Origin of the sequence: Micromonospora terminaliae (genome assembly GCF_009671205.1) — a bacterium.
Classification (GTDB): Bacteria; Actinomycetota; Actinomycetes; order Mycobacteriales; family Micromonosporaceae; genus Micromonospora; species Micromonospora terminaliae.
This window is the reverse complement of the sequence record NZ_CP045309.1, coordinates 2,284,488-2,303,078: the sequence shown is the minus strand read 5'-3', so window position 1 is coordinate 2,303,078 and position 18,591 is coordinate 2,284,488. Positions and strand designations below refer to the sequence as shown.

Below are 18,591 nucleotides of genomic sequence, written 5' to 3'. Positions count from 1 at the left end.
TCCCACGCCGCGCGTGAGGGTGACCTCCGCCGCTCACCGGGCCTGGTCGACGCGATCTGGCGCCGCTGCACACCGTTCCCGCGTGCCGGCTGTCGGCCCGGCGGAACCGAGGGTGAAGGCCGCCCCGCCGAGCGCAGCCGCCACCCCGCAGAGGAGCAGGGTCGTCCGGTAGCCGACGTGCTCGACTGCCACGCCGGTCAGGATTCCGGACACCAGGAGGCCGGCTGTGGACGCGTTGGCGAAGAGCGTGGTGGCGCGACCGGTCGCCGGGGCGAGGAGGTCCTGGAAGTAGCGGATGCCGGCCGCCCCGACGATCGCGATCCCCACGCCACGGAAGACCTGGCTGATCACGAGCATCAGCAGGTCCGAAGACACGACCGTCAGGGTGTGATAGCAGACGAGGAAGCCGAAGCCGCCGAGGATCACCGCCCGCTGGCTGAACCGGGCGGGGACGACGGCCAGCCCCAGCGTGGCCACCACCTCGACCGCGGCGCACACGCTGAAGAGCACGCCGACCGACGCAGGTTGCTGATGCAGGGCGCGCGTGACGAACAACGGCAGCGCCACACCGCCCGCGAACATCGCGGTGAAGAACAGGGTGACGCTCGCGGTGAGCAGGACCGGGGTACCGCCCGGCGACGAGCTCGCAGCCACGACCGGCCCGGGCCGCGGCACGACGAGGACGGTCAGCGCCGAAGCGAGGAACACCCCGGCAGCCGACCACATCAGCCATGGATAACCGCCCCGGGACAGCACGAGCGCGCCGAGCAACGGCCCGCCGGCCCACGCCAGGGACCAGGCCGAGCGCAGCAGCGGCGCGGAACGCTGCCCGGCGGCACCCTCGCCCAGCACGGCGCGGGCCAGGGCGAACAGCTGCGGAAAGGCCGCCCCCAGGGCCCCGAGCACCGTTGCCGCCATCAGGAGCAGCACCGGGAAGTTCGACACCCGCGGCAGCAGCAGATAACCCGCCGAGCCCACCAGGATCACGCCGATCACGTACGTTCGCGCGGGCCGGCGGTCGAACAACCGTCCCAGCCACCAGCTGATCGTGATCCCACCGACCGCGAACACCGAGGCCCACACGCCGATCTGGAGCGGCGTCAGTCCCGCCACCTCGGCGCCGAAGAGCACGATGTAGGAATTGACCATCGAGTCCGCGATGCCGAGCAGGAGGATGGCGGCGAAGAGCGCGAGGAAGGGCACGGGATCTTCGTAGCGGTCGGACGTCTCCGGCGACATCGATTAACCAGCGGCGACGGTCGTCCCCGCGAGCCTGCCGGAGGACCGGGCGACCGCCAGCGGGCGAAGCAGGTCCCGGGGCCGGCGAATCCGCGGCGACACGAGCCCGGGCGCCACGCGATCCGTGGCGCCCGGGCGGTCGGACCTGCGGTCAGGGCACCATCCAGCTCAGGACCGGGGAGGCCTGGAGCGCGACCAGCACGCACATGAACAGCAGCAGCACGAGGCTCCAGCCGAACACCTTCCGGAAGATCTCCCCCTCCCGGCCGGCCATGCCGACCGCGCCGGCGGCGATCGCCAGGTTCTGCGGGCTGATCATCTTGCCGAGCACTCCCCCGGACGAGTTGGCCGCGGCCAGCAGCAGCGGGTCCAGCCCGGCCCGGGCCGCCGTCTGCACCTGCAACGCGCCGAAGAGCGCGTTGGCGGAGGTGTCCGAGCCGGTCACCGCGACGCCGATCCAGCCGAGGATCGCCGACAGGAAGACGAACGCCCCGCCGGCCGCGGCGAGGAACGCGCCGAGGGTGTTGGTCTGGCCGGACTGGTTCATCACGTACGCCAGGGCGAGCACCGCCATCACCGTAACGATCGCGTAGCGCAGCTCGGCGTACGTGCGGCCGTACGCGCGCAGCGCCCGGCCCGCCGAGACCCGCAGCACGAGCGCGGTCAGGATGCCGGCGAGGATCATCAGGGTGCCCGCCGCGGGCAGCCAGTTGAGGGTGAACGTCACCGAGGACAGGGGCTTGCCGTTGCCGCCCAGGATGTCCAGCCCCGGCCAGGCGAACTTCACCGTCCAGGGTTCCTTCGCCAGGGCTGTCTTCACGGGGCCGAGGTTGGCGATGGAGAAGATCGCGATGATGATCAGGTAGGGCGCGTACGCCCGGGCGACCTCGGCCGGGGTGTCCGCGATCCGCCGGCCGCCCGCCGTGGCGGCGCGTACCTGATCGGTGGGCCGCGGCTCCGGGTCGTCGTCGCCGCGGTGCCGGCCGACGGGAGCGGTCTCGTCGATGCGCGGATCACCCGGCGGGGTCTGCCCACCGGAACCGCCCAGTCCGGGCGCGGCGGTGCTGGTCGTGTCGGCGCGGGCGCCCGCGGCGGCGCGGACCGTGCCGGGGCCGGCCAGCTCGGCGTCGGCTGCCCCGCGGGCGGCCGGCACGGCGGCGGCCTCCGGCTCGCGGCCGAGGTCGGCGGGGGTGACCGGGTGCCAGACGCGGACCAGCAGCACCACGGCGGCGGCCGAGACCAGCGCGGCGACGATGTCGGTCAGCGGCACGGAGATGTAGTTCGCCGCGACGAACTGCGCCAGGCCGAAGCTCACCCCGGCGACCAGCGCGGCCGGCCAGGTCTGGCGGATGCCGCGCCGCCCGTCGACCAGGGCCACCAGCATCAGCGGTACGACCACGGCGAGGATCGGGGTCTGCCGGCCGACCATCGCGCCGAGGGTGTCGACGGTGAGCCGGGGGTCGGGGTTTGCGCCGCTGCTGACGCTGGCCAGCGTGACGATGGGGGTGGCGAGCGCGCCGAAGGCCACCGGGGCGGTGTTGGCCAGCAGCGACACCGAGGCGGCGTGGATGGGGCGGAACCCGAGCGCCATCAGCATCACCACGGTGATCGCCACCGGCGTGCCGAAGCCCGCGAGGGCCTCCAGCAGCGCACCGAAGCAGAACGCGATGATGATCGCCTGGATGCGCATGTCCGGGCTGACCCGTTCGAAGGAGCGGCGCAGCACGTCGAAGTGTCCGCTCTCGACGGTGAGGTTGTAGACCCAGATCGCGTTGATGACGATCCAGAGGATGGGGAAGAAGCCGAAGGCGGCGCCCTCGGTGGCGGAGAGCACGGCCTGCCCGATCGGCATGGCATAGACGGCGACGGCCACGATCAGGGCGACCGCGAGGGAGATCACGCCGGCCAGCCAGGCCTTGACCTTCAGGACGCCGAGCAGGACGAAGAGGGTGAGCAGGGGCAGGACCGCGAAGATGGCCGAGAGCGCGACGGAGTCACCGACGGGTTCGGTGACGACGGTGAACTGGTCGAACATGGGTCACCTCGACGCTGTGTGGGGGGACGGGGGTCAGCGGTGACGGTGGATCCCGCCGTCAGGACGGGGCTCGCTGGTGCAGCAACTCCTCGGCACCTCGTCCGCGGATCGAGGCGTCGAGGACCTGGGCGGTGTGTGCCAGCGCGATGTCGCCGCCGGCGCGGGTCACCGAGGCGGCGACCTGCATGAGGCAGCCGGGGTTGGCGGTGACGAGCAGCGCCGCCCCGGTGGCCAGTACGGTGCGGGCCTTGCGGTCGCCGAGTTCGGCGGCCGGCCCGGGGTGCAGGATGTTCCAGATGCCCGCCGAGCCGCAGCAGATCTCCGGGTCGGCGATCTCCCGCAGCTGCAGCCCGGGGATGTCGTGCAGCAGCCGGCGGGGCTGCGCGCGGACGCCCTGGGCGTGGGCCAGGTGGCAGGCGTCGTGGTAGGCGACCGTCACCGGTAGCGGGTGGCGGGTGGCGACCGGGCCGAGCTCGACCAGGACCTCGGAGAGGTCGCGGACCCGGCCGGCGAAGTCGGCGGCGAGCGCCGCGTACCGGGGGTCGTCGCGCAGCAGGTCGCCGTACTCCTTGAGGGTGGAGCCGCAGCCGGCCGCGTTGACCACGAAGTAGTCGATGCCGGCGGCGGCGAAGGTGTCCAGGATCCGGCGGGCGAAGCGGCGTGCCTCCTCCTCCCGTCCGTTGTGCACGCTCAGCGCTCCGCAGCAGCCCTGCCGGTCGGGCAGGATCACCACCTCGCAGCCCTCGGCGGCGAGCACCCGGGCGGTGGCGGCGTTGACCTCGGGGAAGAAGGCGCCCTGCACGCAGCCGGTGAGCATGCCGACCACGGCCCGCCGGGCGCCGGCGGCGGGCACCCGCTGGGGCGGGCGGGCGGCCCGGCCGAGCCGGGGTGCGAGGGACTCCACCGTCGCCAGGGTGGGTGCCAGCCGGCGCAGCAGGCCGCTGCGGCGGACCAGCCGGGGCAGGCCGGTGGCCTGGTACGCCCGCAGCGGCCCGCGCAGCAGCCGCAGCCGCCTCCGGTACGGGAAGAGCGCGAAGATCGCCGCCCGCAGCGCCCGTTCCCGGGGATTGCGGCGGTGCCGGCGTTCGACCTGCTGGCGGGTGGCCTCGATGAGGCGGTCGTACTGGACGCCGGAGGGGCAGGCGGTCACGCAGGACATGCAGCCGAGACAGCGGTCGTAGTGGGTGACCATGGAGTCGGTGAGCGGCTCGCCCTCGAGGCCCTGCTTCATGAGGTAGATCCGCCCGCGCGGCGAGTCCATCTCCTCGCCCCAGAGCACGTAGGTCGGGCAGGTGGGCAGGCAGAAGCCGCAGTGCACGCAGTCGCCGACCAGCTCGGCGGGCGGCGGGTGGTGCTCGTCGAAGGCGCCGGCGCCGGGCGGCTGGGCGGCCGCGCCGAGCACGTCGCGGGGGCCGCTGGCCGGCCGGCTGCCGCCGGGTGAGGTGACCGGGGTCGGGCCGGGCTGCTGGGGGATGCTCATCAGATCCCTCCCACGAATCGGCCGGGCGCCAGCCGGGCGTCCGGATCGAAGCGCTGCTTGACCCGGCGCATCAGCTCCAGGCCGTGGACCGGTCCCCACAGCTCGACCCGGTCCCGCACGGGCGCGGGCGCGGTGAGCACCACCGTGTGCCCGCCGAGGGCGGCGGTCGCCGCGCGGAGCGCGTCCACCAGGGCGGCGACCCGCTCCGGGTCGGATGCGCCGGGCAGGCCGGCGTAAAGGACACCGACGCCGGCCGAGCCGCGCAGCGCCAGGGGCAGGTCGTGCCGGTCGGCCGCCGCGCGGGCGTCGCTCAGCAGCCGGGGTACGCCGGACAGCGCGGCGGTCAGCTTGAGGCCGACGTCCCCGTCCCGCCACGGGTAGCGTGCCCAGCCGTCGGGTGGCTGGTCGGCGGCGGTGGCGTCGGCGCCGAGCAGCCGGCGGGCCGCGGCGGCCCGGGCGGTCACCCCGGCCGGGGTGCCCTCCAGCAGCACGGTGACGGTCGCCGGCCCGCCGGCCGGGGCGTCCACCTCCAGCGCGGTGGGTACGAGCTGGGCCGCCCGTACCGCTGCGGCCAGGCGGCCGGCCTCGGCCGGGTCGTCGACGGCGCGGGAGACGTATGCGGCGGCTGCGGGCAGCGGGTGCAGCCGGAACGCGCACTCGGTGATCAGCCCCAGCGTGCCGTACGCGCCGGTGACCAGCTTGCCGAGGTCGTAGCCGGCGACGTTCTTGACCACCTTGCCGCCGGCGTGGGCCACCACCCCGTCGGCGCGGACCAGGGTGACCCCGATGAGCAGGTCGCGGACCGTGCCGTAGAGCATCCGGCGGGGACCGCTGGTGTTGGTGGCGACGGCGCCGCCGACGGTGCCGCCGGGCAGCGGTGCGTCGAGGGCGAGCTGCTGCCCGGCGCCGGCCAGGGTGGCCGGCAGCTCGTCGAGGCGCGTGCCGGCCCGGACCACGGTGATGAGGTCGCCGGCGGCGTGCTCGACCAGCCCGGTCAGGGCGGTGGTGTCGAGGATCAGGTCGAGCCGACGGGGTGGGCTCCCCCAGTCCTGCTTGGTGCCGCCGCCGCGGAACGTGACGGCCAGGTCGAGGGCGGCTGCCGCCCGCAGCAGGGCGGCGGCCTGGCCGGTGTCGCGGGGCGCGGCGACGTAGCGGGCCGGCACCCCGTCGATGGTGTCGTGCTCGCCGGCGGTACGGACGACCTCGGCGGCGGCGCGGAGCTGGTCGAGGGTGCGGTCGGCGGGCATCAGAACACCTCCGCCAGGCCGGCCTCCTGCGCCGGGTGGGCCCCCTTGCGCCGGCCCGGCACCTCACCGCAGAGGCGGGGTGTCGGGAAGACCTTGCCGGGGTTTGCCAGCCCGTCGGGGTCGAACGCGCAGCGCAGCAGCTGCATGGTGTCCAGGTCGTCGTCGGTGAACATGCGGGGCATGTACTTCGCCTTGTCCATGCCCACGCCGTGCTCCCCGGTGATCGAGCCGCCGTGGGTGATGCAGAGGTCGAGGATCGCGCCGGAGACCTCCTCGGCGCGGACGGTCTCGCCGTCGACGGCGGCGTCGAAGAGGACCAGCGGGTGCAGGTTGCCGTCGCCGGCGTGGAAGACGTTCGCCACCCGGATGCCGCGTTCGGCGGAGAGCTCGCCGATGCGGCGCAGCACCTCCGGCAGGGCGGTGCGCGGGATCACCCCGTCCTGGACGATGTAGTCCGGGCTGATCCGTCCGACGGCGGCGAACGCGGACTTGCGGCCCTTCCAGAACAGCGCCCGTTCGGCGTCGTCGGCGGCGATCCGGATCTCGAACGCCCGGTTGTCCCGGCACAGGCTCTCCACCTGCGCGAACTGGGCGGCGACCTCCGGTTCCGGTCCGTCCAGCTCGACGATCAGCACCGCCCCGGCGCCGGGCGGGTAGCCACAGTGCACGGCCGCCTCGGCCGCCTCGATGGCCAGGGCGTCCATCATCTCCACGGCCGCGGGCACCACTCCGGCCGCGATGATCGCCGAGGTCGCCGCGCCGGCCTGGTCGGTCGTGGAGAAGGCGGCGAGCAGGGTACGCACCGACTCGGGCAGCCGGGTCAGGCGGACGGTCACCTCGGTGGCGATGCCGAGGGTGCCCTCGGAGCCGACGAACGCGCCGAGCAGGTCGTAGCCGGGGGCGTCGGGGGCGCGGCCGCCGAGGCGTACCCGGTCGCCGTCCGGGGTGACCAGCTCGACGCCGAGGACGTGGTTGGTGGTGAAGCCGTACTTCAGGCAGTGCGCGCCGCCCGAGTTCTCGGCGACGTTGCCTCCGATGGAGCAGATCTGCTGGCTGGACGGGTCCGGCGCGTAGTAGTAGCCGTGTGGGGTGGCCGCGCGGGTGACCGCCAGGTTGATGACGCCGGGCTGCACCACCGCCCGCTCGTCGTCCGGCGCGATCTCCAGGATGTCGCGCATCTGCGAGGTGACCACGAGGACGCCGTCGGCGCGGGGCAGGGCGCCGCCGGAGAGCCCGGTGCCGGAGCCGCGGGCCACGAACGGCGTACCCGCGGCGACGCAGGCCCGCACGACGGCGGCGCACTGTTCCGCGTCGGCGGGGAGCGCGACCAGCGCGGGGATCACCTTGTACTGGGCCAGCCCGTCGCACTCGTAGGTGCGCAGCTCCTGCCGATCGGTGATCACCCGGTCGGCGCCGATGGCGGCCCGCAGGGCGGCGGCGAGAGCGTCGAGGTCCGTCGTGGTCGTGCTCATCGCCACCTCCACCGTCGCGTCGGTCGTCGGTCAGGGCATCCGTTCGTACGCGGGCACGGTCAGGAAGTCGGCGAAGTCATCGGCGACGGCGACCTCCATGAACAGCGCGCGGGCTTCGGCGTAGTCGCCGGGTGCGCCGGGCAGTTTCCCGATCTCCTCGTCGGCGATCCGTTCGACCAGTTCCCGGGTGACGCGCTCGCCGGTGTCGTCGAGGCTGACGTCGTTGTGCAGCCACTGCCACACCTGGCTGCGGGAGATCTCCGCGGTGGCCGCGTCCTCCATGAGGTTGTAGATGGCCACCGCGCCGGAGCCGCGCAGCCAGGTGGCCAGGTACTGCACGCCGACGCTGACCGCGTTACGCAGCCCGGCCTCGGTGTGCTGCCCCGGGGTGGACCGGACGTCGAGCAGCTCGGCGGCGGTCACCCGGACCTCGTCGCGGGTGCGGTCGAGCTGGTTGGGCCGGTCACCGAGGACCCGGTCGAAGACCTCCCGGCAGATCGGCACCAGGTCGGGGTGGGCGACCCAGGAGCCGTCGAACCCGTCGCCCGCCTCCCGCGTCTTGTCGTCGCGGACCTTCGCCAGCGCCGTCTCGTTGACCTGGGGGTCACGGCGGCTGGGGATGAACGCGGCCATCCCGCCGATGGCGTGGGCCCCGCGCCGGTGGCAGGTCCGCACCAGCAGTTCGGTGTACGCGCGCATGAACGGCACCGTCAAGGTCACCGAGTTCCGGTCGGGCAGCAGGAAGTCGGCGCCCCGGGTGCGGAACTTCTTGATCACGCTGAACATGTAGTCCCACCGGCCGGCGTTCAGCCCGGCGGAGTGCTCGCGCAGTTCGTAGAGGATCTCGTCCATCTCGAACGCGGCCGGGAACGTCTCGATCAGCACGGTGGCCCGGATGGTGCCGCGCGGGATGCCGAGGCGCTCCTGGGCGAGCAGGAAGACGTCGTTCCACAGGCGCGCCTCGAGGTGGCTCTCCATCTTGGGCAGGTAGAAGTAGGGCCCGGCGCCGCGGTCGAGCTGCCGGCGGGCGCAGTGGAAGAAGTAGAGGCCGAAGTCGACCAGGCTGCCGGAGGTGCGCTCGCCGTCGACCAGGATGTGCTTCTCGGTGAGGTGCCAGCCGCGCGGCCGGACCACGATGGTGGCCAGCTCACCGTCGTGCAGGGCGTACTGCTTGCCGTCCGGTGAGGTGAAGTCGAGCTTGCGGTCGATCGCGTCGCGCAGGTTGAGCTGGCCGGCGATGACGTTCTCCCAGAGCGGGGTGTTGGCGTCCTCGTGGTCGGCCAGCCACACCTTCGCACCGGAGTTGAGCGCGTTGATGGTCATCTTGGCGTCCGTCGGGCCGGTGATCTCCACCCGGCGGTCGACCAGGCCCGGCGCGGGGTCGGCGACCCGCCAGTCGGACTCGCGGATCTCCCGGGTCTCGGGGAGGAAGTCGAACAGCGCGCCCGAGGCGAGCTCGGCCTCGCGCCGCTTGCGCCGGTCGAGCAGCTCGCGGCGGCGGGCGTCGAAGGCGCGGTGCAGGTCGGCGAGGAAACTCAAGGCCTCGGGGGTGAGAATCTCGTCGTACCGGGGGTGCATGGGCCCGGTGACCTCGATGCCGGCAGGGTTGGCCATCGACTCGCTCCTCACCGTGATATGTGTCGCGATCTATCCGGGGGTGCTCCAGCCGACTGTAGTTCTCGCTGGTCATGGCCGCGAGTTGAGCGACGGCCCAGTGGCCGGGAACGGTCGGTCCACTGCGGCGAGCGGTGCCTGACGAACGGCGAACGGTCGAGTCGGGCTCACCGCACGACGGCGTACCGCACATGGACGGCGTACGGCGACTGGTGGACCGAGAGGATCTCGAGATCGATGTCGCGGTCGAAGCCCTCGAACAGCCGCTTCCCCCGGCCGAGGACGACCGGGGCGGTGGTGATGCCGAGTTCGTCGACCACTCCCGCCGTGAGCGCCTGCCGGATGACGTCGGCGCCCCCGCCGATGGCGACGCCGCCGCCCCCGGCCGCGCGGCGGGCCGCCGCGAGGGCTTCCTCGAACCCGTCGACCATGAGGAAGCCGGTGCTCGGGTCGGGCTGGTCCGCGGTGCGGTGGGTGAGCACGACCATGGTGCCGCCGAACGGGTTCCGGCCGCCCCAGGCGCCGGCGCTGTCGTACATGCCCCGGCCGCACAGGCCGGCGCTCGTCCCGTCGAGCAGCGCGTCGAAGTAGGCACGGTCCGCGTCGGTCATGCCGGCGCCGGGTTCGCGTTCCGTGTCGTAGGTCCACGGCCCGCCCATCACCCAGTAGTGGAGCCGCTCGCCGCCGATGCCGAGGCCCTGGCCCGCGTGATCGTCGGGTCCGGTGACGTAGCCGTCCAGTGACACGGTGATGCCGGCCTTCACGGGGCCGTGCCGTTCGGTGGTGCTCATGGTTCCTCCTCGGACCAGCGGTGCAGCGCGGCGGCCAGCTGCGCCAGGGCGACGTGGGCGGCGTCGAACAGGGCCAGCTTCCGCGGGAAGTTGTGGATGAGCCCCTGGTAGCGGGTCGCGGTGACGGGAACGCCCGCGGCCAGCAGTCCGGCGGCGTACCGCTCCCCCTCGGCGGACAGCAGGTCGAACTCGGCGGTGACGACCACGGCGGGCGGCAGGCCGCTGAGGTCGGCCCGCAGGGGGTTCAGATCCGGCTGCGTACGGTCCACGCCGGGTGGGGCGAACGCGTCCCAGAAGAAGCGCATCTCCTCCCGGTCCAGGCCGTACTCGTCCAGCGCCGGGTAGTCCGCCGTGGGGTCGATGACCGGGCAGACGAGGAGCTGTCCCGCCAGCCGGATTCCGGCGTCCCGGGCACGCCGGGCGGTCACCGCCGCCAGGTGCCCTCCCGAGGAGTCACCGGCCACCGCTGTCCGGTGTGGGTCGAGGCCGTGCCGGGGCGCCTCGGGCCCGCGCAGCCAGGTGAGCGCGCGCACCATGTCGTCCACCGGCGCCGGGTACGGATGCTCGGGCGCGAGCCGGTAGTCCACGGACAGCACGGCCCAGCCGGACTCGGCCGCCAGGTGCCGGCAGAGCCCGTCGTGGGTGTCCACACCGCCCATCACCCAGCCGCCGCCGTGCGCGTAGAGGACCACCGGCTTCGCGTCGTCGTCGCCGTCGCGGTAGAGGCGGGCGGGCACGCCACCGGCGTCGACGGTCGTCACGGACCGGATCGCCGGCCCGGTGCCCACCTCGGCGGGCGTCGCCTGGACCATGCTGAGCCGTGCGGCCGGCAGGTTGGCCCGGGTGAGCGGGACGCGCTGCTGGACTCGCATGGCCGCCCGCGCCTGCGGGTGGAGCCGGTTGGGGTCCACCCGGTCAGTATCACCGGCCCGGCGGAGGTCGGTGTCGCCGACACGGCGGTACCGGACGGGTGACCGGGCCGTTACGGTCGGGACCGTGGACGAGTTGCTGCCGGCGCTGCCGGAGGACTGGGACCGCTGCCTCGCGGTGGTCGCACACCCGGACGACATCGAGTACGGTGCGGCCTCGGCGATCGCCCGCTGGACCGCTCAGGGCAAGCAGGTCACCTATCTGTTGGCCACCCGGGGCGAGGCGGGGATCGACGGTATGCACCCGGACCAGGCCGGGCCGCTGCGCGAGGAGGAGGAGCGCGCCGGGGCCCGGGAGGTCGGCGTACACGTCGTGGAGTTCCTCGACCACCGCGACGGCGTCGTCGAGTACGGGCCGGACCTGCGCCGCGACATCGTGCGGGCGATCCGCCGCCACCGGCCCGAGGTGATCGTCTCGGGCGCGTTCACCGTCCGCATGGTGGGCGGTATGACGAACCAGGCCGACCACCGGGCGGTGGGACTGGCCACGCTGGACGCCGCCCGCGACGCCGGCAACCGGTGGATCTTCCCGGAGCTGGTGGACGAGGGGCTGCCGCCCTGGGGCGGGGTGCGCTACGTCTGCTTCGGCGGCGCCGAGCGTCCCACGCACGGCGTGGACGTCACCGGTGAACCGTTGCGGCGCGGCATCGCCTCGCTGGCCGCGCACGCGGAATACACCCAGGGCCTGGGAGTGGCCGGACCGGAGCCCGGGCCGTTCCTGACCTGGGCGGCCCGTCAGGGCGGGCCGGCGCTGGGCGTGGAGGCGGCGGTCCTGTTCGACGTTTACGCTCTCGCCTTCGAGGGCCCACCACCCTGGCTCTGAGCCCTGCCCGACCGGGCCCTCCGCGCTCAGGTGGACGGGTGGCCGTCGCCGTCATCGAGGTCACCGACGAGCGAGTCGGGGGCACGCATGCGCCACGCGTCGGTGACGAGCTCCGTCAACCGGTCGGCGCTCACCTGTGTCAGGCGCAGCATGACCAGGGGCAGGCCGTCGTACGCGGGCGTCGTGAAGAAGACCTCCGGCTCGCCGAGGAGCAACGCCTGCTTCTCCGCCTCGTCGCCCACGTACAGCACCGCGATGTCGGTCCGGATGCGGCGCGGCGAGCCGGGTCTGCGCTCGGGGTAGGACCAGACGAATCCCTTGCCGCCGACCCGGAAGTCGAAGCCGTCACTGTCGATCTCGACCACGTGAGGCAGCGCCAGCGCGAGGTGACGGACGTCGTCCGCGTCAGCCATCGAGGTCGCTTCCGGACACCGCCTCCTGCATCCGGGAAGCCTAGCCGCCGCGCCGCCGCCGGCCGCACAGGACCCGACCGCGAGGCGAGCCGCCGGGAGCGTCGAGCCATCCCGGCCCGTCTGCCGCGACGACGAACAGCGCGGGTACGCCGTCGACCGCGGGCCGCATCACCGCGCGTCGGCCCCGCGGAGCTTCCGCCGCACGCTGCGGAGTTCCCGGGGGCTGCCCCAGGGGTAGATGGTGATGCGGTTGCCGAGCGCAGCCAGCCGGGCGGCGGCGCCGGACCGGTCACCGGCTAGCCAGAGGACGTACGAGAAGCTGCACTCGGCCTGGACCCAACCGTGCACGGGCCGGTAGTCCGGGTGCCCGACCGACCTGGCCACGGCGTCCCGGATCTCGTCGAGCACGGCCGGCGAACGCAGGTGGGCGATGCCCGACTCGTACGCGAACTCCAGGTGGGCCTCGGCCACGGCCGCCGCGTTGAGCGACCCGGGCGGCGACGCCGCGGCGCAGCGCCGCGCGAAGCCGAGCAGCTGGTCCAGCGAACCGCCCCACTTCGGGCACAGCTGCTGGACGTGGGTCAGCTGGGCATAGAACGGATCGGACCGTGCCTTCGCGGCGCGCTCGTACCGCCGGTTCGCCTCCGCCTGCCCCATCTGGAGGCCCCGGGCGGTACGCAGCCGGGCCGTCCACGCGGCGATGTTGCCCGGCTCCTCCGCGGTCACGTCGCCGAGCACCCGCTCGGCCTCGCGGAGGATCTCGTGGAAGGACGCGAACTGGCGGTTGCTGGTGTACCGGGCCCGCGCCGACCCCCGGGCCTGCCACGCCATCCACACCAACCGGGCGCCGAGCAACGTACCGGCCAGGGTCGACCCGGCCGGCCCGCCTCCCGCCGTCCGCAGGAACGTCTCCACACCCTTCGTCTCGGCGACCATCGCGGTGGCGACTGTCGGGTCGTCGTGCTCCGGCAACTGGTCGAAGAAGGCGACGACGGCCGGCCAGTCCTCGGCGTGCAGCGCGCGCCGCAGCGGCGCGAGATCGGGGTAGTGGTCGACGAGGTCGTAGCTCGGCAGCCGGAGAAGTGAGGAGATCTTGAGGGGCACGTTGGAGAGCTTAGGAGCAGGCGCCGGACCGCCGAGTGCACCGATCGGCCCGGGGACCGGATCGAGCCGAATCTGTGATCCGTCGCCCTACGTTCGGCCCTGGTAGCCGCGCGGGCTGGGCAGGCGCCGGTTAGTGGTCGTTGAGCATGAACAACAGCGTCTGGTGCTCGACATCGAGAAACGCGACCCGCCACCGCGGCGACGGAGGGGTTTCGTTGTAGGACCTGCTGTGCAGCCACCGCGGCTCGCTCGGCAGGAACGGCACCAGCGCCGGCCACACGTCCGCGGGGCTGCTGCCGTGCGGAAGTTCATCCTTTTTGACTGATGCCCACGGCACGAACTCGTACCGCTTCGCCAATGCCTGCGCGTCCCCCGGTCGCAGCCGGACCACGCCCTGGTACGCGAAGTCGGTAGGGCCGGGCATCCTCGAACACGGGTTCCCTGGGGCGCGCAGCTGCCAGTGGATCTCCGGGTAGTCGCCGAGGTCCGGCAGGTCGGTGGGCGGGTCCCACCGGCCGGTGCGGACCTTCGCCTCCGCGACCTGCACGGACTCCTGGCACGTGCGCGGGTCCGTCGGATCGTCACCGCTGAGCAGGAATCCCGCTGTGGCGCACCCGACGACCGCCAGCAGCACGGCAGCGGCCGCGCCGCACACGGCCAGCAGCACCGACCTGCGCGCCGTCATGGGTACGAACCCTCGGCCACCACCAGCACCTGAGGCCCTCAGGATCCGGTCGCCTGGTAGGTGCGGAGCGCGGCCTCGGCGAGCTGGGTGAGGTGTGTGTCGCCGCCGGGTCTGTTCCCCTCCTCATGGACGACCACCAGAGCGGTTCCGGTCCGGACGAGGATGCTGTCCCATTCCAGCGTCTCGGCACCGGAGGTGTGGCTGCTGAGGTGAACACTGTCGTCGCCCAGCCGCGGTCCTGGCGCCACCGCGTAGCGGTACCTGTCGCCGGACGACGCCACGACGGTGGGGCAACGGCCGACGAAGGTTCGCAGGTCGGTCATGGCTCGACGTGCGCCGTCATCGGCGTAGGTTCTGAGGACCTCGTTCGCCACCCAGGGCCAGCCGGGCTCCGCGTCATGGCTGACGGTGACTGCGGCCATCGCCGACGGGGTCCCGGTCAGCCGCCTGCCCGACAACAGCGGGATCATGTCCGAACAGGGAACGTCGGCGGCCGGGCGCTGGTCTCCGGCATCGCGCGGCATGGTTGTCGCGATCCCCTCCACGGTGAACCCGGCCGGCAGTGCGTCCGTGGTCACCAGGCGCATGGACAGCGCCGGGGAGTAGCCGGATCCACCGGTCGCCGGAACTGCCGGGGAAGCTGCCTTCGTGGTGGTGGCCGAGGCGGTCGCCTGCGCGGTGGAGGGAGTCGTCGCGCCCGCTGGCGGATCCGCCGGGCGGGCAGCTGACGAGTCGCACGCGGTCGCCACACAGACGGCGACCACCGCGACCGACCTCCACAGCACCATCCTGAGCACCGTGCGACTCCACCTTCCGCGCGGGAACGCGTCAGACCACCAACGCGCGTGACGTCAACCGTCGCGCACCCTACACCGCGTCCGGCTCGCCGCCCGCCGGCAATCGATCATCCCTACCCGGGTCGGCCCGCACCCAACGCGTCAGGACGCGGGCGATCTCGTCCGGCGTCATGAAGGTCGCGTGGTGGCACACGCCGTCGTCGCGGTAGATGCGGGCATCGATGTTCTCCACCGACGCGGGGTCGTCGCCCTGACCCGGCAGGAACTCGATCGTCGCGCCTGCGGTCGCAGCCGTCCACTCTCCCCTGTCTCGCACGTGATCATCCTCCGGACGGTTCGGCCGTCGGCCAGCCTCATCGACGAGTCTTCACATCTTGGCAGCGGGGCGCGCCTCCGCTACCGTCCATGGGAACGCTCCCATGAACTTAGACACATCTATGTGATCAGGAGGAAACACGTCGTGGCTATCCTCTCCCCCCGGCGCCGCAGATCGGCGGCCATCAGTGTGGCGGCGATCGCGGGCACCGCCGCCGCCGGCGTCTGCCTCGCGGTGGGCGGCGCGTCCGCCGGCACGGTGTCCGGATCGCTCTACCGCGACCCGAGTTCGGCCGTCGTCCGCTGGGTCGCCGCCAACCCCGGCGACTCGCGTGCCGCCGTCATCCGGGACAAGATCGCGAGTCAGCCGCAGGCCCGCTGGTTCGCCAACTTCAACCCGTCGACCGTGCAGTCCGAGGTCTCCGGGTTCATCGGCGCCGCCAACGCGGCGCAGCAGATCCCGGTGCTGTCGGTGTACGAGATCACCAACCGGGACTGCGGCGGGGCCAGCGCAGGCGGGGCGCCGGACCTCAACCAGTACCAGACCTGGGTGTCCAACTTCGCCAGAGGACTCGGCAACCAGACGGTCCTGATCATCCTGGAAACCGACTCGCTCGCCCTGCAGACGTGCCTGAGCAGCGGCGAGATCAGCGCGCGCAACCAGGCGATCGCGACGGCCACCCAGACCATCAAGTCGGCCAACCCCAACGCCAAGGTGTACCTCGACGGCGGCCACTCCACCTGGAACAGCGCGAGCGAGACGGCCAACCGGCTCCGGGCCGCCGGCGTACAGTACGCCGACGGCTTCTTCACCAACGTGTCGAACTTCAACTCGACCTCCGGCGAGGCGAACTTCGGCCGGGCGGTCATCTCCGCCCTCAACGGCATGGGCATCTCGGGCAAGCGCCAGGTCATCGACACCAGCCGCAACGGGGGCGCCAGCGGAGACTGGTGCGCCGACGACAACACCGACCGGCGCATCGGGCAGTACCCGACGACCAGCACCGGCGACGCCAACATCGACGCGTACCTCTGGGTGAAGCCGCCCGGGGAAGCGGACGGCTGCCGCTACACGGCCGGCTCGTTCCAGCCCGACCTCGCCTACAGCCTGGCCAACGGTGCGCCCAACCCGCCCACCACCGCGCCGCCGACAACCACGCCGCCCACCACCGCTCCCCCCACCACCACGCCGCCGACCGGCAACGGCTGCTCCGCGTCGGTGGCGGTCAACCAGTGGTCCGGCGGGTTCACCGCGAGCGTGACGGTCACCGCCGGCTCCGCGGACATCAACGGCTGGACCGTGACCATCACGCTGCCCGGCGGCGCCGCGATCACCGGCGCCTGGAACGCCCAGGCCAGCGGCACCAGCGGCACCGTCCGGTTCACCAACGTGAGCTACAACGGACACGTCGGGGCCAGGCAGTCGACCAACTTCGGCTTCCAGGGCACCGGCACCGGCCCGGGCGCGACGGCCACCTGCGTGGCCAGCTGACGCCCACCCGATCCCCCCGGCCCGGCGCGGAGGACCACTCTCCGCGCCGGGCCGTCCTCTCCCGCGGCTACCGCCGCGCCGTCAGCGGCAGGACTCGCGGTGCGGCCGCGGTGAGGGTACAAACAAGACACTGGGCGAACGCCGGCAACGGGGGGTACTGATGATCCGGTTCAAGTTCTCCCCGGGCCGGCGGTCCGGTGCCCTGGTTGCCGCCATGATCACCTGCGCGACGCTGACACTGGTGTGCGCACCACCGGCCGCGGCGGCCGGTTCCCTGGTACCACCGGCGGGCGTGAGCGCCCGTGCCACCGGCACGAGCACCGCCGTGATCTCGTGGAACTCGACCGCGTCGACCTCGTTCTACCGCGTGCTGCGCGCCACCGTGTCCGGCGGCCCGTACACCGTGGTCGGCACGGTCCCGACGACGTCGTTCACCGACACCGCCCTCACGCCGGCCACCCGGTACTTCTACGTGGTCCAGTCGGGATACGGCAAGAAGCTGTCGGCCTACTCGACGGAGGCCAACGCCGTGACGGCGTTCACCGCGCCGGCCGGGGTGTACGTCAACGCCACAGGATCTTCCATGGACGTGCGGTGGGAGGCGGTGCCGGGCGCCGCCCGTTACGAGGTCCTACGGGTCGCACCGTACGAGACCTGGACGGCCATCGGTTCGACCACGGCGACCATGTACCGCGACGAGAACGTCGTCAGCGGCAGCCACTACGGATATTCAGTTCGTGCCGTGGCGCCCAACGGGGCGACCGGGACCTCCCCCGACGTCTCCGGGCACGCGGGTCCGGCGACGAAAATGGACTTCACGGTGTACCCGCCGAATGCGGAACCGGGACAGTGGGTGCTGCTCAGCGCCGAGGTACGCAACGCCGACGGCTCCCGACCGACCGGCCCGGTGGACTTCTACCTCAACGGTTCCTGGCTCAAACAGGTTGAGCTGGGCAGCGGCCGGGCAGAGCATGTGGTGCAGATGGGCGCGCAGTCGCTGACGTTCTCGGCCCAGCACCAGGGTGACGTGCTGCCGGTGACGGGTGCCAGCGGGTCAGGACCGGTCACCTCCACCGCCCATGCGGCGTACGGGTCGCTGACGCTACAGCCGGCGCAGGCGCGGGCGGTGACCGGGCAGGCGATAGCCCTGGCGGGCGGGGACCTGACCGGTGACGGCCTGAACGACGTGGTGGTCACCAGCCAGCGGACCGTGGAGCAGTCCTACGAGGTCGGGTTCGACCTGTTCGTGCAGCAGGCCGATCACACCCTGGCGGCGCCCCGGTACCACGCCATCTCGCCGAGCGGGGGCGGCCTCACGCCGACCATCGCCGACGTCGACGGGGACAGCCGAGCGGACCTGGTGATGACCGGCGGGGACGGCGTCGACGTCTACCGGCAGACCCCGCAGGGGTTGGCCGCCCCGACACCGGTGTCGTTCGGCACCTCGGTCACCTCCGCCCGTGTCCTCGACCTCGACGGTGACGGCGTACGGGATCTGGTCGTCGGCGGGGCCGCCGGCGCGATGGTGCGCTACGGCACCGGCGGCGGGGCGTTCGGCGGACCGGTCAGTCTGTTCCCGCAGTACGGCGAGGTGGTGGTCGCGGACCTTGCCGGAGACGACCGGCCGGACGTCGCTGTCCTCCGCGATCACGTGATCTCGGTGCTCACCCAGCTCACGCCGCGGGAGTTCTCGGCACCGGTCGAGTACGCCGTACCCCCGGACCCGTGGGAGTTCATCGGCTCGTTCGCGGCGGGCGACGTGAACGGCGACGGCCGCGCGGACCTGGTGGTCAGCGTCGGGGGGAACAGTCCCTCCGGTCGCCTGGAGATGCTGACCCGGGATGCGGCGGGCACGCTCGGCACGTGGCGGGTGTACCCGTCCCGGGACAACCCCGCGGGCGTGCTGCTCGCCGACATGAACGGTGACAGCCTGCTGGACGTGTTGACCACGCACACCGGGTTCCCCGGCGTCGGCGGGATACTGCAACGCCCGGACGGCTGGCTGGGACGCCAGGTCATCTACCAGCCGTACTCGGCCGCCGACATCAGCAGGTACGGATTCGCGGCCGCCGACATCACCGGCGACGGCCGACTGGACCTCCTGCTCGCCGACCCGTGGGCGGGTCTGGTCACCCGCATCCAGTAGCTGGCCGGA

16 protein-coding genes are annotated in these 18,591 nt (G+C 72.9%); 3 read left to right on the top strand and 13 right to left on the bottom strand.

Features of this window, described 5'->3' with window-relative positions; translation table 11 throughout:
* Nucleotides 1-33 precede the first annotated feature (33 nt).
* From GCE86_RS10080 to GCE86_RS10045, 8 genes are all read right to left on the bottom strand, one after another.
* Entirely contained in the window at nucleotides 34-1,203 is a 1,170-nt protein-coding gene (locus GCE86_RS10080; protein ID WP_163636749.1) for an MFS transporter, read from the bottom strand.
* Nucleotides 1,204-1,390: 187 nt separating this feature from the next.
* Nucleotides 1,391-3,274 (bottom strand): L-lactate permease, encoded by a 1,884-nt coding sequence (locus GCE86_RS10075; RefSeq protein ID WP_154226701.1) that lies wholly within the window; start codon nucleotides 3,272-3,274, stop codon nucleotides 1,391-1,393.
* Between the two features lie 58 nt (nucleotides 3,275-3,332).
* Nucleotides 3,333-4,754, bottom strand: coding sequence for a (Fe-S)-binding protein (locus tag GCE86_RS10070; protein WP_154226700.1), 1,422 nt, complete (start codon nucleotides 4,752-4,754; stop codon nucleotides 3,333-3,335).
* Nucleotides 4,754-6,001 carry an FAD-binding oxidoreductase gene (locus GCE86_RS10065; RefSeq protein WP_154226699.1) on the bottom strand — a complete coding sequence of 416 codons (1,248 nt, stop codon included), beginning with the start codon at nucleotides 5,999-6,001 and terminating at the stop codon, nucleotides 4,754-4,756. Before GCE86_RS10065 ends, GCE86_RS10070 begins: the two co-directional genes overlap by 1 nt.
* The gene (locus GCE86_RS10060; RefSeq protein ID WP_154226698.1) at nucleotides 6,001-7,473 is read right to left on the bottom strand and encodes an FAD-linked oxidase C-terminal domain-containing protein; all 1,473 of its coding nucleotides are present in this window, start codon (nucleotides 7,471-7,473) and stop codon (nucleotides 6,001-6,003) included. The genes GCE86_RS10065 and GCE86_RS10060 overlap by 1 nt, the downstream gene beginning before the upstream one ends.
* A 30-nt stretch (nucleotides 7,474-7,503) precedes the next feature.
* On the bottom strand, nucleotides 7,504-9,087 hold the full coding sequence (aceB, locus tag GCE86_RS10055) for a malate synthase A (RefSeq protein ID WP_154226697.1): 1,584 nt from the start codon (nucleotides 9,085-9,087) through the stop codon (nucleotides 7,504-7,506).
* Between the two features lie 167 nt (nucleotides 9,088-9,254).
* Nucleotides 9,255-9,878, bottom strand: coding sequence for a dihydrofolate reductase family protein (locus tag GCE86_RS10050; RefSeq protein ID WP_154226696.1), 624 nt, complete (start codon nucleotides 9,876-9,878; stop codon nucleotides 9,255-9,257).
* Complete coding sequence (locus GCE86_RS10045) at nucleotides 9,875-10,789, bottom strand: alpha/beta hydrolase (RefSeq protein ID WP_244317253.1); 915 nt, start codon at nucleotides 10,787-10,789, stop codon at nucleotides 9,875-9,877. The genes GCE86_RS10050 and GCE86_RS10045 overlap by 4 nt, the downstream gene beginning before the upstream one ends.
* An 85-nt stretch (nucleotides 10,790-10,874) precedes the next feature.
* On the opposite strand from GCE86_RS10045, the gene GCE86_RS10040 reads away from it, so the two are divergent.
* On the top strand, nucleotides 10,875-11,630 hold the full coding sequence (locus tag GCE86_RS10040) for a PIG-L deacetylase family protein (RefSeq protein ID WP_244317252.1): 756 nt from the start codon (nucleotides 10,875-10,877) through the stop codon (nucleotides 11,628-11,630).
* Between the two features lie 26 nt (nucleotides 11,631-11,656).
* Here GCE86_RS10040 and GCE86_RS10035 read toward each other — a convergent pair whose 3' ends face one another.
* The 5 genes from GCE86_RS10035 to GCE86_RS10015 all read right to left on the bottom strand — a co-directional run bounded on the left by GCE86_RS10035 (nucleotide 11,657) and on the right by GCE86_RS10015 (nucleotide 14,945).
* On the bottom strand, nucleotides 11,657-12,043 hold the full coding sequence (locus GCE86_RS10035; RefSeq protein WP_154226694.1) for an MmcQ/YjbR family DNA-binding protein: 387 nt from the start codon (nucleotides 12,041-12,043) through the stop codon (nucleotides 11,657-11,659).
* Between the two features lie 168 nt (nucleotides 12,044-12,211).
* Nucleotides 12,212-13,147 (bottom strand): hypothetical protein, encoded by a 936-nt coding sequence (locus GCE86_RS10030; RefSeq protein ID WP_154226693.1) that lies wholly within the window; start codon nucleotides 13,145-13,147, stop codon nucleotides 12,212-12,214.
* Between the two features lie 130 nt (nucleotides 13,148-13,277).
* Nucleotides 13,278-13,832 (bottom strand): hypothetical protein, encoded by a 555-nt coding sequence (locus GCE86_RS10025; protein ID WP_154226692.1) that lies wholly within the window; start codon nucleotides 13,830-13,832, stop codon nucleotides 13,278-13,280.
* A 38-nt stretch (nucleotides 13,833-13,870) separates the two neighbouring features.
* Nucleotides 13,871-14,629 (bottom strand): hypothetical protein, encoded by a 759-nt coding sequence (locus GCE86_RS10020; RefSeq protein ID WP_154226691.1) that lies wholly within the window; start codon nucleotides 14,627-14,629, stop codon nucleotides 13,871-13,873.
* 70 nt (nucleotides 14,630-14,699) lie between these two features.
* Entirely contained in the window at nucleotides 14,700-14,945 is a 246-nt protein-coding gene (locus GCE86_RS10015; RefSeq protein ID WP_154226690.1) for a hypothetical protein, read from the bottom strand.
* Between the two features lie 144 nt (nucleotides 14,946-15,089).
* Between GCE86_RS10015 and GCE86_RS10010 the strand changes: the two genes are divergently transcribed.
* Both GCE86_RS10010 and GCE86_RS10005 read left to right on the top strand, forming a co-directional pair.
* Nucleotides 15,090-16,436, top strand: a complete 1,347-nt coding sequence (locus tag GCE86_RS10010; protein WP_154226689.1) for a glycoside hydrolase family 6 protein — start codon at nucleotides 15,090-15,092, stop codon at nucleotides 16,434-16,436.
* 292 nt (nucleotides 16,437-16,728) lie between these two features.
* Entirely contained in the window at nucleotides 16,729-18,582 is a 1,854-nt protein-coding gene (locus GCE86_RS10005; RefSeq protein ID WP_163636751.1) for an FG-GAP-like repeat-containing protein, read from the top strand.
* Nucleotides 18,583-18,591 lie beyond the last annotated feature (9 nt).

Coding starts and splice junctions, on each gene's coding strand:
- aceB (WP_154226697.1), bottom strand. CDS start 9,087: ATGGCCAACCCTGCCGGCATCGAGGTCACCGGGCCCATGCACCCCCGG.
- GCE86_RS10025 (WP_154226692.1), bottom strand. CDS start 13,832: ATGACGGCGCGCAGGTCGGTGCTGCTGGCCGTGTGCGGCGCGGCCGCT.
- GCE86_RS10070 (WP_154226700.1), bottom strand. CDS start 4,754: ATGAGCATCCCCCAGCAGCCCGGCCCGACCCCGGTCACCTCACCCGGC.
- GCE86_RS10075 (WP_154226701.1), bottom strand. CDS start 3,274: ATGTTCGACCAGTTCACCGTCGTCACCGAACCCGTCGGTGACTCCGTC.
- GCE86_RS10050 (WP_154226696.1), bottom strand. CDS start 9,878: ATGAGCACCACCGAACGGCACGGCCCCGTGAAGGCCGGCATCACCGTG.
- GCE86_RS10060 (WP_154226698.1), bottom strand. CDS start 7,473: ATGAGCACGACCACGACGGACCTCGACGCTCTCGCCGCCGCCCTGCGG.
- GCE86_RS10035 (WP_154226694.1), bottom strand. CDS start 12,043: ATGGCTGACGCGGACGACGTCCGTCACCTCGCGCTGGCGCTGCCTCAC.
- GCE86_RS10065 (WP_154226699.1), bottom strand. CDS start 6,001: ATGCCCGCCGACCGCACCCTCGACCAGCTCCGCGCCGCCGCCGAGGTC.